Source organism: Serratia sp. T13T92 (genome assembly GCF_047530105.1).
Classification (GTDB): Bacteria; Pseudomonadota; Gammaproteobacteria; order Enterobacterales; family Enterobacteriaceae; genus Chania; species Chania fonticola.
Genome location: NZ_JBLJAK010000012.1, coordinates 1 through 16290, shown reverse-complemented (window position 1 = coordinate 16290; position 16290 = coordinate 1). Strand labels below are relative to the sequence as shown.

Genomic DNA, 16290 nt, shown 5'->3' with positions numbered 1-16290 from the left:
TGTTTAGCGTTTTACCTTGCCTTTGTTGTTTCTACTCTCTACTTTCCGCAGCTGCATGGGCTAACTACGTGCTCTGGACAGCTCCCTCTCCCTGTGGGAGAGGGTTGGGGTGAGGGGCAAAGGATTACTTGGCCGCCACCTGAACCAGGCCGTCGACTACCCTGCTGGCGAAGCTGGCCACGGAGCGGCTCTCATCTTCCAGACAGAAACCGTCGTGCAGGCGGAAATGCTGTTTTTTCAGCGGGCTGGCGACCCACAATTCACCCTGATGTTCGGCAATCAGGCCGCGAGAAAGCACGCTGGCCTGGGCAAACGGGTCGATATTGCTGATGGCAAACAGCCGTTCGTCGGCATAAGGGCGGAATATCGCCACCTGCTGGGTGCCGATCAGCGCACACACGCCGGTCGCGGGCAGAATATCGGCGATGGGGCAAACGGTGATCCACTGGCTCATGCGTTGTTCTCCTCGGTTGCAAGCCAAGTAACGGGAATGCGTTCATCCGGGCGTGCTGGGCGATGTTGCTCACGCTCGGCCACGACCTGGACGTTAGGATCGCGCTGGCTGTTGTTAATAAAGTGAGCGAAACGCACCTGCGATGCAGGATTTTCGACAGTGGCTTTCCATTCGCAGATCACCGCTTCGCGCAGGCGGGCAATTTCGGTTTCCAGCTGTGCGTTAATGCCCAGCTTGTCGTCGATAATCACCTTGCGCAGATAATCGATGCCGCCTTCCAGGCTTTCCAGCCAGACCGAGGTACGCTGCAACTTATCGCCGGTGCGGATGTAGAACATCATGAAACGGTCGAGGTAACGCATTAGCGTTTCGTTGTCGAGATCGGCGGCCAGCAAATCGGCATGGCGCGGTTTCATCCCGCCGTTGCCGCAGACATACAGGTTCCAGCCGTTCTCGGTGGCAATAATGCCAACGTCTTTACCCTGCGCCTCGGCACACTCACGGGTGCAGCCGGAAACGCCAAACTTCATCTTGTGCGGGGTACGGATGCCTTTGTAACGGTGTTCAAGCTGTACGCCGAAGCCAACGCTGTCACCCACGCCATAGCGGCACCAGGTGCTGCCGACGCAGGTTTTCGCCATCCGCAGCGCCTTGGCGTAGGCGTGGCCGGTTTCGAAGCCGGCGGCGATCAGCTTGCTCCAGATGGCGGGCAGATCGTCTTTCTGCGCACCGAACATGCCGATACGCATCGAGCCGGTCATCTTGGTGTACAGGTTGTATTCTTTGGCAATCTGGCCGACGGCGATCAGACCTTCCGGCGTGATTTCACCACCGGCAGAGCGTGGGATCACCGAATAAGTGCCGTCTTTCTGGATGTTGCCCAGGAAGTTGTCGTTGGTATCTTGCAGCGGCGTGTGCTGCGGCTTGAGCACATACTCGTTCCAGCAGGAGGCTAGCAGTGAACCGACGGTCGGTTTACACACTTCACAGCCGTAACCTTTGCCGTATTTCGCTAACAGCTCGTCGAAGGTTTTAATGCCTTCAACCCGGATCAGGTGATACAGCTCCTGGCGGGAATAGGCAAAGTGTTCGCATAGGTGATGGTTAACCTCAATGCCCTGTTTGCTCAGTTCGGCATTCAGCACCTGGGTGATCAATGGAATACAGCCGCCGCAGCCGGTACCGGCTTTGGTCTCGGACTTGATCGCCGCCACGGTATGACAGCCCATATTCACCGCTTTGATGATATCGCCCTTGCTGACGTCGAAGCAGGAACAGATCTGTGCGGTTTCTGGCAGTGAATCTACGCCGATGGCAGGCTTGCTGCCGGCATGGGCTGGCAGGATCAGGCTGTCTGGGTTTTCCGGCAGTTCGATGTTGTTGAGGGCCAGCTGCAGCAGGTTGCCGTAGTCGCTGGTATCGCCAACCAGCACCGCGCCGAGTAACGTTTTGTTGTCTGCGCTGACGACCAGGCGCTTGTACACCTCTTTGCTTTCATCCAGATAGACGTAGCTGCGGGCACCTTCGGTGCGCGCGTGCGCATCACCAATGCCCCCAACATCGACCCCCAGCAGCTTCAGTTTGGCGCTCATATCGGCACCCTGGAAGCTGTTTTCACGGCTCAGCAGATGGTCGGCGGTGACCTGAGCCATCTTGTAGCCCGGCGCTACCAAGCCAAAGGTGCGCTGCTGCCAGGAGGCGCATTCGCCAATGGCGTAAACGTCCGGATCGGAGGTCTGGCAGTTATCGTTAATCGCAATGCCACCGCGTGGGGCGGTAGCCAGCCCGCATTGGTGAGCCAGTTTGTCCTGCGGGCGGATGCCGGTGGAGAAGACGATAAAGTCGACCTCCAGCTCGCTGCCGTCGGCAAAGTGCATGGTTTTGCGTGCGCTTTTGCCGCCGTTGATGATTTCAGTGGTGTTCTTGCCGGTGTGGACTTTGACACCCATGCGCTCAATCTTGCGGCGCAGCTGGTCGCCACCCATCGGATCGAGCTGTTCTGCCATCAACATCGGCGCGAACTCGATCACGTGGGTTTCCACGCCCAGGCTTTTCAGTGCGCCAGCCGCTTCCAGGCCGAGCAGACCACCGCCGACTACCGCGCCACGTTTACTGCGACGGGCGCAGGATTCGATAGCGTTGAGATCTTCAATGGTGCGGTAAACAAAGCAGTCCTGAGTCTCTGAACCTTTGATCGGCGGGATCCACGGGTAGGAGCCGGTCGCCATGATCAGCTTGTCGTAATACACCGTGCGGCCGGTATTGGAGTGGATCACTTTCTCTGCGCGGTTAATGGTTATCGCGCGCTCGCCCACCAGTACTTTGACGCCCTGTTTTTCGTAGAAGCCTTCGCGGACCAGCGAAAGCTCTTCGGCAGTGTGGTGGGAGAAATAGGAGGAGAGATGCACGCGGTCGTAGGCGATGCGTGGTTCTTCACAAAAGATGGTGATGTCGAACTGGTCTTTGTCTGCCTTTTCCAGCAGATCTTCGATAAAGCGGTGGCCGACCATGCCGTTGCCGATAACCGCGAGTTGGACTCTGCTCATTATTGCCTCAAAATTCTGATTTCCTGGATGTACCTTATTCCTCCCAGAAGGCAATTTATTGATACAGGTCAAGCTAGCCCCCATATACCTCTAAGGTGGTATATCTATGATTTATATCGATATTTGATAAGTTGCGGTTTTTACTCAACTTTAGCTGAATCGAGACAGTTAATGGAAAACGTACTCCTTGGGGAGTAGCGAAAGGGGAGAGGCGCCAAGCGGCGATTTTGTCAGCTCGTCATTGCCCAGTATGATGAAAGAAATGGTGAGCCGAGCAGAGGTAAAAAATGGCGAACAATCCGGTCAAGTTTATCGATAACCTGCGCCTGAGCGGGCATGAAGGGCTATGGCAGTTGGCCATTGAGCAAGGGCGGATCGCGCATATCATTCCACAGCCTGAGGGGCTGGAGTGGCGCAGCGACGTGTTGGATGCCGAAGGCGGGCTGGCGCTGCCGCCGTTTATCGAGCCGCATATCCACTTGGATACCACGCAAACCGCCGGGCAGCCTGCATGGAACCAGTCCGGCACGCTGTTTGAAGGCATTGAACGCTGGGCAGAGCGCAAAGCACTGCTCACCCATGAAGACGTGAAGCAACGCGCGTGGCAGACGTTGAAGTGGCAAATCGCCAACGGCGTGCAGCATGTGCGCACCCATGTCGACGTCTCTGATCCTACACTGACCGCGCTGCGTGCGATGCTGGAGGTCAAGCAGGAAGTCGCTCCTTGGATCACATTGCAAATTGTGGCCTTCCCTCAGGAAGGGATCATGTCGTATCCCAATGGGGAAGCCTTGCTGGAGGAGGCGTTACGGCTCGGGGCGGATGTGGTTGGGGCTATCCCGCATTTTGAATTCACCCGCGAATACGGCGTGGAATCGCTGCACAAGGCTTTTGCCCTGGCGCAAAAATATGATCGGCTGGTGGACGTGCACTGCGACGAGATTGACGACGAGCAGTCCCGCTTTGTGGAGACCGTGGCCGCGCTGGCGTTGAAGCTGGAGATGGGCGCCAAGGTTACCGCCAGCCACACCACCGCGATGCATTCCTACAATGGAGCCTATACTTCAAGACTGTTCCGGCTGCTGAAAATGTCCGGTATCAACTTCGTGGCCAACCCGTTGGTGAATATTCACCTGCAAGGACGTTTCGATACTTATCCTAAACGGCGTGGCATCACCCGGGTGAAAGAGATGCTGGAAGCAGGCATCAACGTCTGCTTTGGTCATGACGACGTGTTTGACCCCTGGTATCCGCTGGGCACCGCCAATATGTTGCAGGTGCTGCATATGGGGCTCCACGTCTGCCAACTGATGGGCTATGGCCAGATCGATGACGGTTTGAATCTGATCACCACCCACAGCGCACGAACCCTGAATCTGACGGATTATGGTTTGCGTGCAGGCAATAGTGCCGATTTGGTGATCTTACCCGCAGACAGCGGTTTTGACGCAGTACGCCGCCAGACGCCGGTACGCTATTCGATCCGTGCTGGTGCGGTCATCGCGGCCACCCAGCCTGCGCAAACCACGCTGTATCTGGAGCAGGAAGAGCAGGTCGACTTCAGGCGTTAGACATAAAAAAAGGGTTCTGCGTTGGCAGAACCCTCGGATTGATGACAAACCTTAATCGACCAATAAATGGGCGCAGCATGCGGCGCCCCTACGGCAGTATATGTTCGCCCCTGGTATAATTAATGCGTGGTATGCCCATGGTTGCGGTGCTTGGTCACAAAACCGAGCAGCAGACACATCACAAACACCGCCAGATACAGGCCGTTGGCCGTAGTCAGCGCGGCATGGACTCCGCTGCTGGCAACGATCGGGCCGGTGACCACGAAGGTCAGCATGGTGCCGATGGTGCCGCAGGTCAGGATAAAGTTGACCAGCTTCGGTGAGGAAACCTTGGTTTGCTGCGAGCCGAGCGTGATCAGCGTGGTGTAGATCGCGCTGGAGACGAAGCCCAGAGCCATGATGTAGTAGCTCAGGTACTCAGGATTATCGGTGCTGATAAACAGGTACATGGCACCTGTTGCCAGCGCAGCCAGCACGGTGACGATGCGTTGCAGATCAAAGAAGCGCAGCACGAAACTGAACACCCACATACCGATCATGTAAGAAGTCCAGAAATTGCTGACCACCTTGCCCGCCTGGTCGATATTCATGCCGAAGGTTTTGGTGGCGTATTCTGGCACCCATTGGATAAAGCCCAACTGGCCAAGGATGTAGCACAGCGCGGCGATTGCCAGGAACAGTACGCCGACGCCCCATTTCTCTTTCACCACCGGCTCGCTGCTTTTCTCCCCTTTGTCACCCAGAACCGGGAACTCGGAACACAGCGTCAGCACGAAGATGGCCAGGTACAGCACCCCAATGCAGGCGTAAACCCAGTACCAGCCAATGCTACGCGCCAGCAGCATTGCGGCGATGATTGGGAAGATCATCCCGGCCATGCTGAAGAAGGAGTCGGTAAACAGCAGGCGTGAACCGCGTTGGCGGCCAGCATACATATGGGTGATCAGGAAGGTGCCGATCGACATGGTGATACCGCTGACCACGCCGAGCACAAACATGCACAGCGAGAACAGGGTCAGGCTTTTGCCCACCATCAGCCCGGCGATGGCCAGCAGCATCAGGATAAAGCCAAAGATCAACTGACGTTTCAGCGGAATGATTTCCATCAGCCAGGCATTAAGGAAGATTGAAATCAAAATACCCGCGTTAAGGAAGGTAAAGGTATTGCTCATGCTGGAAACTGGCAGATTGAAATACTCTGCAATGTTTCCCATCACCATCCCTGTGACGATCACTAATGCACCGGTCAGCGCATAAGAGAAGAAGCTGATCCAGGTTAGCCGGATGCGGTTGCTGTCATTCATGTATATAGGCCTGATTATCTTTGTTGTGGTTTATACCCGTGGGCTGTCAGGCTGTAACCTGAAATCCCTAGGGTTTAAAGCTGGCATAAGGCCGCAGGTTTTTCCTGGTAAAAACTGGAAAAGATCCCGATCAGGCCACCAGGAGGCGGATCCTAGCATAGACAACGGGAGTTTATGTGACGAGCATCGATTTTTTGATGCAAGGGATGAAAGGTTTTTAGATTTTTATGTGATCAACTACCGGGTGTGGCGATCGAATCGCGCTGGATGATGGTCGGCTCAAAGCTCACCGGTGCGGTCAGTGGATCTATCAGCAGACGAGCGGCATATTGCGCCATCTCGGTAATGGGGAAATGCACGCTGGTGAGCGCCGGGCGGACAAAAGGCGCCCGCTCGCCGCTGTCATAGCAGATCAATGAGATATCCTGCGGTACGCGCAGATGTCGTTCATTAATCGCCAGCAGGGCACCCATCGCCATTTCTTCGTTGCAGCAGTAGATCGCCGTAGGCAGCGTTTTGCTGCGTAGCAACTGGTCAGCGCACTGGTAGCCGCTTTCCAGGTCATACACCCCTTCCGGGCAGCCTAGCGGTTGCAGATTGGCGGCCTGCATCGCATTGAGGAACCCTTGCAATCGCTGTTGGCTGGAGGCTCGCTGGGCTGGGCCGCTGATACAGGCAATGCGCCGATGGCCCGCGTCGATCAGCTGCTGGGTAGCAAGCTGGCTGGCGTAAACGTGATCGAAGGTGACACAGCGATCTTCCAGGCCAGGGACCAGGCGATCCAGTAGCACAAAGGAGCGCTGTTCAGCAGCCAACTGGCGTAGCCGATCATCGCTGAGGCAGCGCACGTGCAGGATCACGCCGTCGCAACGCAGGCTGAACAGGCGTTGGATCGCCAGCAGTTCATTTTCCGCACTGTTACGGCCTTGGGTCACCAGCAGCTGTTTACCGTTGGACTCGGCTTCGGTTTGGACGAAATCCATCAGGGCGCCAAAGAAGCCCCCTCGGTATGAGGTGGTGACCAGGCCCAAGGTGTTACTTTGGCTGGACGCCAACGCCCTGGCTGCCGGGTTGGGGGTATAGCCCAGTTCGGCCACCGCCCGTTTGACCTTCTCGCGGGTGAGCGCTTTGACCTTGTTATCGCCGTTGACCACTCGTGACACAGTCGCGCGGGATACGCCCGCTATCGCTGCGACATCTTCCAGTGTCACCATGTTACTGCTCCTGATTAGGGGCTTATCCCCCCACTTGATCAGATTACAGGAGATAAGTGGGTCCGGCGAGCCGAACCCAATGTTGATGGTTATGCGTTAAACTGCGGCAAATAGGCTTTATTCACCTCCAGCACTTCTTCCAGCAGCGGCTGGGCAATTTGGGCGTTGGCGACCAGAGGATTGGTGACCAGTGCCAGCAGCCCACTGCGGCGATCGCCATGCACGGCGGCTTCGATCGTCAGGCGTTCATAGGCTTTAACCTGCTGGGTCAGCGCATGCATCGAATCCGGCAGTTGACCAAACGTCAGCGGATGGGCGCCCTGAGCATCGACGATACAATTGGTTTCTATCACAGCATCGTCTGGCAAACCGCGAATAGCGCCACGGTTTGCGGTATTGACCACTAATTGCGTGCCGAGATTGTTGTGAATGGCACGGATCAGCTCCAGCGCCACTTCGGAGTAGAAGGAACCGCCACGGAAACTTAGCTGCTCAGGTTTGCTGTCGAGATGTGGGTCTGCATACAGCTCGAACAACTCCTTCTCTACTTTCATCACCTGTTCGGCACGGGTACCGCGTTCGGCTGCGGCGGCAATCTCTTCCGCCAGCATCTCTTTGGTCTGATAGAAGTAGCGGTGGTAAGGGCAGGGGATCGCCCCAACGGCGCGCAGGAATTCCGGCGGCCAAGGTTCTTCCTTGATGTTGTTCATGGTCAGCGCGGCACCGTCACACAGCATGTCGATCACTTTGCCGGTCACGTCCTTGCCGTTTTGCAGCACCTGGTGGACCCACACCATGTGGTTCAACCCGGCGAATTGCAGCTGTACCTCGGCGTAAGGGGCCTTCAGCATATTGGCGATCATGTGATGCATGCTGATCGGCACGTTACACAGGCCGATAATTTTCGCCTTGGTATAACGCGAAACGGCTTCGGTCACGATACCGGCCGGGTTGGTAAAGTTGATGATCCAGGCATCGGGTGCCAGCTGTTCAACCTTGCGGGCGATATTCAGCATCACCGGAATGGTGCGCAGCGCCTTGGCAAAACCGCCAACGCCGGTAGTTTCCTGGCCGATCAGTTGGTATTTCAGGCCCAGGCGTTCGTCGGCTGCTCTGGCAGGCAACTGACCCACGCGGAACTGGGTGAGGACGAAACTGGCACCGCGAATGGCCTCGTCCAGGTTGAAATGCACGCTGACCTTTACCTGCTCCAGGCCGTTACGGGCCAGCATACGCTGGGTTAATGCGGCAATGATCTCGACCTTCTCCCGGCCAGGCTCAACGTCCACCAACGCCAGCTCGGTCACCGGCAACTCTTCAATTCGCAGGATCAGGCCTTCCACCAGTTCCGGCGTGTAGCTGCTACCGCCGCCAATAATGGCAACTTTTAATGCGCTCATGAGCGGGCCTCCAATTGTACCTGACGGCGATAAAGTTCGATCATGTCATCGGCCAGATCCTGAATGACCATGGCGTTCATCAAGTGATCCTGCGCGTGTACGGTGATCAGGGTGATGGCCAGTTTGCCGCAGCCTTCGTCCATGCCGATCAGCTGGGTCTGAATGCGATGCGCCTGCTTCACCGCCTGCTTGGATTCGGCCATATGCTCGGCGGAACCGGTGAAATCACCGGCACGGGCCTGTTGCAAAGCCATCAGCGCGCTGCTGCGGGCGCTACCGGCAAATACCAGCAGCTCCATAATGGTGCTTTCAAAATCCTGGCTGACTTCAGCCATCAGTTCAGTCACGTTATCTCTCCTGTTACTGTGCGGCGGCTGCGTTGCTGGCTTCGCGTTCAGCCTCGGCTTGCTCGTGTTCCTGCGCCACTAGTTGTTTTTCATACACTTTGAAGAACGGCAGCCAGATCGCCAGGTCTATCACCATCAGCACCAGCACCAATACGGCGGCACGGATATCCCAGGAGGCGGAGATCATCGCTCCCAGCGGTGCCGGAGCGGTCCAGGGGGCCATCGCCACCATTTTCTCCACCATGTCCCAGTGCAGGGCGAAATAAGCCAGAGTGGCGTTAACCATCGGCACCACAATCAATGGGATGAACAGCGTTGGGTTCATCACCACCGGCGAACCGAACAGCAGCGGTTCATTGATATTGAAGGCCGCCGGGACCACGCTCAGCTTGCCGATGGTGCGCAGATGAATGGAGCGGCTGCGTAGATAAAGGAAGGCCAACACCAGCGTGGAGCCAGAGCCGCCGATACAGACATAGAAAGACCAGAATGGCGCGGTCAGCGTTTGGGTCATGGCTGCACCGTTGGCGACCAGCGCGGCGTTAGTGGCCAGGTTAGCCATAAAGATCGGGTTCAGCAGGCCGGTCACGATGTTGTCGCCGTGAATACCGGCAAACCACAGCAGGTTGGCAATCAGCACCGCCAAAAGGATGGCTGGCAGCGTATCGCCAACGGAAATCAGCGGCTGGAACACCTGCATAATCGCGGCAGGTAGCAGCAGTTGGAATTCGCTCTGCATCAGGAGGCTGACGGGGTAGACCGTCAACAGAATGCCCACCACCGGGTACAGCAGTTCAAACGAACGGGCAATGGCAGGAGGAACCTGTTCCGGCATGCGAATGGTGATGTTGTACTTTTTCAGCAGGCGGATCAGTTCGACCGACCAAATGGCGCAGATCAGGGCAGTGAATACCCCCTGGCCACCTAGAAAATCGAGGGACATCTTGTTGTCGACCTGTGGCGCAGAGGCCAGCAGGAATGCCATCAGCGACAGCAGCGCCGCGGTCAGGGCGTCCATTTTGTAGTGTTTTGCCAGACTGTAGGCGGTACCAATAGAGACAAATACGCTCATCAACCCCATGGTCATAAAGAACGGCATGGTGATGGTGTCCCAGTGCTTCTTGGCGAACCCTAACCAGGCTTGCCCAAAGCTGGAAGTAGTGGTCGCGTCAAACGGCGGGTTGGCGACGATCAGCATGATACTGCCGACGATCAAAAACGGCATGGCGCTGATAAAACCGTCACGAATGGCAATAATATGGCGCTGGCTACCGATCCGGCCAGCCAGTGGCGCGATATGGCTTTCGACCACGCGCATCAGGGAAGCGTATAGGCTCATGGGGTTCTCCGCGGCGTCAGGCGATCAGGCTGAGGGCTTGGTCTAATACCTTGTCACCGCGCAGGGTGCCGTAATCCATCATGTCGATGACGGCGACCTGCAGGCCATGCGGCCCGGCAAGCTGGCTGAAGCGGGCCAGTTCGTACTTCACCTGTGGCCCCAACAGCACCACGCTGGCGGTTGGCAGCTCGGCTTCAAAATCCGCAGCCGGTACCGCCACAATCTCCACGGCCAGTTCGCGCTTTTGCGCTTCGGTTTGCATGCGTTTGACCAGCATGCTGGTAGACATCCCCGCGGCACAGCACAGCACTATCTTCTTCATCATTGCTCTCCAGTATTATTATGTTTATCAGCGCAAATGAGAGCGCTCTCATTTATTTAGCCTAGCTGGATTGCAGATCCAAACCGGGATTTGTGTCGCAAAAAACGATGAAGGGCGAAAATGGGCAAATAATGCGTGATCGGCTTGGCAAAAATCAGTACGGGGATCATACTGTCGGCAGGAAAAAACCGGGCGCAGTCAGAAACGTCCGGCAATTGAGTAAATATAGGTAAATGGCTGGCGCTGCCGGGCGCAGCTCTTTAGAATCAAAGCGCTTTCCGTTGTTTGTATCTCAAAGAAAGGACCCGTTCATGTTCAAACGTACTTTAGTGACCTTCGTTGCGCTGTGTTCCCTGACAGCCATGGCACCCGCCGCATTAGCCGCCGGTGAAACCCACGTCATGCTGACTACCTCGGCAGGGAATATCGAATTGGCGCTCGACAGTCAGAAGGCACCGGTCTCAACCAAGAACTTCATTGACTACGTGAACAGCGGTTACTACAACAACACCGTTTTCCACCGCGTGATCCCAGGTTTCATGGTTCAGGGCGGCGGTTTTACTGCGGATATGCAGCAGAAAACCACCAATGCACCGATCAAGAACGAAGCCGACAACGGCCTGCGTAACCTGCGTGGCACCATTTCCATGGCGCGTACCGCCGATAAAGACAGCGCCACCAGCCAGTTCTTCCTGAACGTGGCAGACAATGCGTTCCTCGATCATGGCCAGCGTGATTTTGGCTACGCGGTATTTGGTAAGATCGTTAAAGGGATGGACGTGGTAGATAAAATCTCCCAGGTACCCACCGGCAACGTCGGTCCTTACCAGAATGTCCCGAGCAAACCTATCGTGATCCTGTCGGCCAAAGTGCTGCCATAAATCACCCAAGCCGGTCTCTAGCTGGGGGCCGGCCTGCTTTTCCCTCCTGAATGTTTGCCTGCATCACTGTTTTTTTCGATCCCACGTGATTTAATTGCCCGCTTTTATACCCTATGGATTTCAAGTTGCAGCTAGGCGACAAACTTACTCATCCCCAGGAGCTTACTTTTGGGTAAGTGACTGGGGTGAGTAAGTGCAGGTAACAACGCTGCAGCTTGAAAGACGACGGGAATATAACCAGACCGGATATCCGGCACTTTTTTGATCGCCCCCGTTGTTCAGGATGAGCCGTTTTTATGTACGAATTTAACCAGGTGTTACTGCTGCTACAGCAGATGTGCGTGTACCTCGTCATTGCCTATCTGCTGAGCAAGACGCCGCTGTTTATTCCGCTGATGCAGGTGACCATCCGTCTGCCGCACAAGCTGCTGTGCTACGTCATTTTCTCGGTGTTCTGCATTATGGGCACCTACTTTGGCCTGCATATTCAGGACTCCATCGCCAATACCCGCGCCATCGGCGCCGTGTTGGGTGGGCTGCTGGGTGGGCCTTCCGTTGGTTTTCTGGTTGGCCTGACGGGTGGCCTGCATCGTTATACGCTGGGGGGCATGACAGACGTCGCCTGTGCGATCTCCACGGTGGCTGAAGGGCTGGTTGGCGGCATAGTGCACAGTATTGCCATGCGGCGCGGGCGTATCGATCTGCTGTTCAACCCGCTGTTTGTCGCTGGGATTGCGCTGGTGGCAGAAGTGCTGCAAATGGCAATTATCCTGATCGTTGCACGTCCGTTCCCCGAAGCGGTGCTGTTGGTGGAGCATATCGTCCTGCCGATGCTGATCGCCAATACCGTCGGCGCCGCCATGTTTATGCAGATCCTGCTGGATCGGCGGGCAATGTTTGAGAAATACACCAGTGCCTTCTCCTCCAAGGCGTTGAAGATTGCCGAACGTACCGAGGGTATTCTGCGCCAGGGGTTTGACCAGGAAAACAGCATGAAGGTGGCGCGGGTGGTTTATCAGGAGCTGGGCATCGGTGCCGTGGCGATCACCGATCGTGACAAGCTGCTGGCTTTTATCGGCATTGGTGACGACCACCATCTGCCGGGCACGCCGATCTCCTCGGTCCACTCCCATCGTGCCATCGATAACAACGAGGTGGTGTATGCCGACGGCAATGAGCTTTCTTACTGCTGCTCCATCAACGGCAATTGCAAACTAGGTTCGACACTGGTGATCCCACTGCGTGGTGAAAACCAGCGAGTGATTGGCACCATCAAACTGTATGAACCCAAGACCAAGCTGTTTAGCACCATCAACCGCACGCTGGGGGAAGGGATTGCCAGCCTGCTGTCGGCGCAAATCATGGCCGGGCAATATGAGCGCCATAAACAGCTGCTGGCCCAGTCGGAAATCAAACTGCTGCATGCGCAGGTGAACCCGCATTTCCTGTTCAACGCCCTGAATACGCTGGTGGCGGTGATCCGCCGTGATGGCGACCGTGCCTGCGAACTGGTGCAGTATCTGTCGACCTTTTTCCGCAAAAATCTCAAGCGTTCCGACGATGAGGTGAGCCTGGCGGACGAGATCGAACATGTGAACGCCTATCTGCAGATCGAAAAGGCCCGCTTTGCCGATCGGCTGGAGGTCACCGTTTCGCTGCCGGAAGAGTTGTTGGCAGTGCGTTTACCTGCGTTCTCGCTGCAGCCTATTGTGGAAAATGCCATCAAGCACGGTACTTCCCATCTGTTAGGGATTGGCCGTGTCGATATTGGTGCCCGCCTGGAAGGCGATCACTTGCTGTTGCAGGTAACGGATAATGCAGGGCTGTTCCGTCAACAAACCGGTGGCAGCGGGTTGGGGATGAACCTGGTCGATCGGCGTATCCGTGTGCGCTATGGTGAAGATTATGGCGTGCAGGTCACCTGCGAACCTGAAGCCTATACTTGCATCACCCTTAACGTTCCCTTGGCGAGGGCTGCTTGATGTTGAACGTACTGATTGTTGATGACGAGCCCTTTGCCCGCGATAACCTGCGCCACCTGCTGGAAGAGGAAGAGGGCATCACCATTATTGGTGAATGCGCCAATGCCATTGAGGCCATCAGCCAAATCCACCGCTTGCAACCGGACGTGGTGTTTCTGGACATCCAGATGCCGCGTATCAGCGGATTGGAAATGGTTGGCATGCTCGATCCGAACCGTATGCCCCACATCGTGTTTCTGACGGCCTATGACGAATACGCGGTGCAGGCCTTCGAGCAGCATGCGTTTGATTACCTGCTGAAACCGGCGGAGCCGACTCGGCTGAATAAAACCCTGCAGCGCCTGCATCAGCGCCGTGCTCCGCAGAATATTGCGGTGTTGGATGAAAGCGCGGGCTACCTGAAATACATCCCCTGCACCGGCCACAGCCGGATTTACCTGCTGCGTTTCGACGAGGTGATTGCCATCCGCTCACGCTCGACCGGGGTGTATGTGGTACGCAATGACGGCATGGAGTGTTTCACCGAACTGACGCTGCGCACGCTGGAAAGCCGCACGCCATTGGTGCGCTGCCACCGGCAATATCTGGTGAACCTTGAGCAGGTCAAAGAGATCCGTTTTGAAGAAAGTGGCACGGCGGAAATGATTATGTCGGTGGGGGAGCCGGTACCGGTCAGCCGCCGCTATCTCAAATCGCTGAAAGAAGAGCTGGGCTTACGCGGATAACGTTTTTGATACACTGCAATCAGTGCGGCACGTAGGGGCGCTGCATGCTGCGCCCATTCAAATCCATTCAGCAATATCGCCATTTTTTCATCAATCTGAGGGCACCTTCGCGGTGCCTTTTTTGTTTGTCCTTGACGGGTTTACGTCGCGCTTATAGCCTTGATTACATCAACGGGCGCATTCGCGCCGTACTGGGTCATAGGAACAGAAAATGAGCGAAGCACGGATTATTGCCAAAGCGATGAAAGACGGGAAACCGGTGCAGGATCTGGTCATTTTACCCGCCCTGGCCAACCGCCATGGGTTGATCACCGGGGCGACCGGTACGGGTAAAACCGTCACCCTGCAAAAGATGGCGGAACAGTTCTCGCGCATTGGCATTCCGGTCTTCCTGGCGGACGTTAAAGGCGATCTGTCGGGTATTGCGGCCGAAGGGGTTCCCTCCGAGAAGCTGCAGGCGCGGCTGGCGGCGATTGGCGTTACCGACTGGCAGCCTCAAGCCTGTTCGATGATCCCTTGGGATATTTTTGGCGAAAAGGGCCATCCCATCCGTGCCACCATTTCCGATCTTGGCCCGCTGCTGCTTGGCCGCCTGCTGGATCTGAATGAGGTGCAGAGCGGTGTGCTGCAGTTGGTGTTCAAGATCGCCGATGACAACGCCTTACTGCTGTTGGATATGAAAGACCTGCGGGCGATGGTGCAGTACGTCGGGGATAACGCCAAACAGTTCCAAACTCAGTACGGCAACATCTCTTCGGCCTCAGTCGGGGCGATACAGCGTGGTTTGCTAACGCTGGAACAGCAGGGTGCCAATCAGTTCTTTGGCGAGCCGATGTTGGATATCAACGATCTGATGAGAACCGATGCCAACGGGCACGGCATCATCAACCTGCTGGCGGCGGATAAGCTGATTAACCAGCCGAAGCTGTATGCGGTGTTTTTGCTGTGGCTACTGGCGGAGCTGTTTGAGCATTTGCCGGAAGTAGGCGATCCGGAACAGCCAAAGCTGGTATTTTTCTTCGACGAAGCCCACCTGTTGTTTAACGATGCGCCACCGGCATTGCTGACCAAAATTGAGCAGGTGGTTCGCCTGATCCGTTCCAAAGGCGTGGGCATCTACTTTGTCACCCAGAATCCATTGGATATCCCGGACAGTGTCCTGGGGCAGTTGGGTAACCGTGTCCAGCACGCGTTGCGGGCCTTTACACCACGCGATCAGAAAGCGGTGAAGGCGGCGGCACAAACCATGCGCGCCAATCCAGAATTTGATGCGGAAACGGCAATCACCGAATTGGGCGTGGGCGAGGCACTAGTCTCCTTCCTGGATGAGAAAGGGCGGCCGAACGTGGTGGAGCGTGCGATGGTGATCGCACCGGAATCGAAAATGGGCATGCTGGGGGCGGAAGGGATGAACAGCGCTATCAATAAATCTCCGCTCTATGGCCGTTATGAAGATATGGTGGATCGTGAATCTGCCTATGAAAAACTGGCCGCAGGCGGTTTTGCCACTGTGGGTACGCCACAGCCTGGGCAACCGGCTCAGAAACCGGCTGCAGGGCAGGAAAGTGGTGGTGGCTTGATGGGCGGCTTGAACGAGATCCTGTTTGGTTCCACCGGTCCACGCGGCGGTAAACACGACGGCATCGTACAGACCGCCGCCAAGAGCATGGCGCGCGATCTGGGCCGCCAGATCTTGCGCGGCGTTTTAGGTTCGATCATGGGTGGCCGTAAGAAGTAGGTCTGTGATTCTTTTGTGGGGGTGTAGCACATGCAGCCCCCCCTACATTGTGAGTCGGTTGAGGCTTGTCAGCAGTCTCAAGCCTTCTTGACACGACTAACGCAGGTTTGATCGAAGCTACGCATTGCTTCCTGCGAGATAGCTCCAACGCTGAGTAACCCGGAAGCGGCACTATGGATCGCCTCAAGCGCAGGACTTTTGAATTTGCTTTTTGCGGCCATAACAAATCTCCAGTGATCCGTAATTCTAATGTAGGTACTCAATCATGGTGTTCCTCACAGCCCCATCCTAAGCTTGAGGCTGGTGGGAGTCTTGCAGGTTAACCGACCGTTGAGCGCAGGGATAATGAGATGGACGCTCCTACCACGGCATCGCAATGTGCCACAATTTGAGTGTCTAACCTCAACAGCAGGAGCGTCCAAATGAAAGTATCGACTCTTGGTATCGACTTGGCAAAAAACGTTTTT

Annotated in this window: 13 protein-coding genes and 1 pseudogene; 5 read left to right on the top strand and 9 right to left on the bottom strand. The window is 56.1% G+C overall.

Features of this window, described 5'->3' with window-relative positions; all coding sequences use genetic code 11:
• Positions 1–124: 124 nt before the first annotated feature.
• Both nirD and nirB read right to left on the bottom strand, forming a co-directional pair.
• Complete coding sequence (gene nirD / locus ACMV5I_RS13420; protein ID WP_024482730.1) at positions 125–454, bottom strand: nitrite reductase small subunit NirD; 330 nt, start codon at positions 452–454, stop codon at positions 125–127.
• Positions 451–3000 (bottom strand): nitrite reductase large subunit NirB, encoded by a 2550-nt coding sequence (gene nirB / locus ACMV5I_RS13415; RefSeq protein WP_024482729.1) that lies wholly within the window; start codon positions 2998–3000, stop codon positions 451–453. The genes nirD and nirB overlap by 4 nt, the downstream gene beginning before the upstream one ends.
• A 287-nt stretch (positions 3001–3287) precedes the next feature.
• Between nirB and ACMV5I_RS13410 the strand changes: the two genes are divergently transcribed.
• On the top strand, positions 3288–4571 hold the full coding sequence (locus ACMV5I_RS13410) for a cytosine deaminase (protein WP_021181689.1): 1284 nt from the start codon (positions 3288–3290) through the stop codon (positions 4569–4571).
• Positions 4572–4690: 119 nt separating this feature from the next.
• On the opposite strand, the gene tsgA is transcribed toward ACMV5I_RS13410, so the two are convergent.
• The 6 genes from tsgA to ACMV5I_RS13380 form a co-directional block, all read right to left on the bottom strand.
• Positions 4691–5875: an MFS transporter TsgA gene (tsgA, locus tag ACMV5I_RS13405; RefSeq protein ID WP_024482728.1), complete on the bottom strand. Its 1185-nt coding sequence runs from the start codon at positions 5873–5875 to the stop codon at positions 4691–4693.
• A 233-nt stretch (positions 5876–6108) separates the two neighbouring features.
• Complete coding sequence (locus ACMV5I_RS13400) at positions 6109–7089, bottom strand: LacI family DNA-binding transcriptional regulator (RefSeq protein ID WP_121608431.1); 981 nt, start codon at positions 7087–7089, stop codon at positions 6109–6111.
• 89 nt (positions 7090–7178) lie between these two features.
• Entirely contained in the window at positions 7179–8489 is a 1311-nt protein-coding gene (locus tag ACMV5I_RS13395; protein WP_261461325.1) for a 6-phospho-beta-glucosidase, read from the bottom strand.
• Positions 8486–8824 (bottom strand): PTS lactose/cellobiose transporter subunit IIA, encoded by a 339-nt coding sequence (locus ACMV5I_RS13390; RefSeq protein ID WP_037411230.1) that lies wholly within the window; start codon positions 8822–8824, stop codon positions 8486–8488. Before ACMV5I_RS13390 ends, ACMV5I_RS13395 begins: the two co-directional genes overlap by 4 nt.
• Positions 8825–8849: 25 nt before the next feature.
• Positions 8850–10175 (bottom strand): PTS sugar transporter subunit IIC, encoded by a 1326-nt coding sequence (locus ACMV5I_RS13385; protein ID WP_202671856.1) that lies wholly within the window; start codon positions 10173–10175, stop codon positions 8850–8852.
• A gap of 16 nt (positions 10176–10191) precedes the next feature.
• Complete coding sequence (locus ACMV5I_RS13380) at positions 10192–10497, bottom strand: PTS sugar transporter subunit IIB (RefSeq protein WP_024482723.1); 306 nt, start codon at positions 10495–10497, stop codon at positions 10192–10194.
• A gap of 311 nt (positions 10498–10808) precedes the next feature.
• On the opposite strand from ACMV5I_RS13380, the gene ppiA reads away from it, so the two are divergent.
• From ppiA to ACMV5I_RS13360, 4 genes are all read left to right on the top strand, one after another.
• On the top strand, positions 10809–11378 hold the full coding sequence (gene ppiA, locus ACMV5I_RS13375) for a peptidylprolyl isomerase A (RefSeq protein WP_021181682.1): 570 nt from the start codon (positions 10809–10811) through the stop codon (positions 11376–11378).
• Between the two features lie 296 nt (positions 11379–11674).
• Positions 11675–13360, top strand: a complete 1686-nt coding sequence (locus ACMV5I_RS13370) for a LytS/YhcK type 5TM receptor domain-containing protein (RefSeq protein ID WP_414824562.1) — start codon at positions 11675–11677, stop codon at positions 13358–13360.
• Positions 13360–14085 carry a two-component system response regulator BtsR gene (btsR, locus tag ACMV5I_RS13365; RefSeq protein WP_414824561.1) on the top strand — a complete coding sequence of 242 codons (726 nt, stop codon included), beginning with the start codon at positions 13360–13362 and terminating at the stop codon, positions 14083–14085. Before ACMV5I_RS13370 ends, btsR begins: the two co-directional genes overlap by 1 nt.
• A gap of 211 nt (positions 14086–14296) precedes the next feature.
• Complete coding sequence (locus tag ACMV5I_RS13360; protein ID WP_024482720.1) at positions 14297–15823, top strand: helicase HerA-like C-terminal domain-containing protein; 1527 nt, start codon at positions 14297–14299, stop codon at positions 15821–15823.
• A gap of 89 nt (positions 15824–15912) precedes the next feature.
• Here the strand turns inward: ACMV5I_RS13360 and ACMV5I_RS13355 are convergent.
• Positions 15913–16044, bottom strand: a pseudogene (locus ACMV5I_RS13355) (transcriptional regulator); the annotation flags it as partial.
• Positions 16045–16290 lie beyond the last annotated feature (246 nt).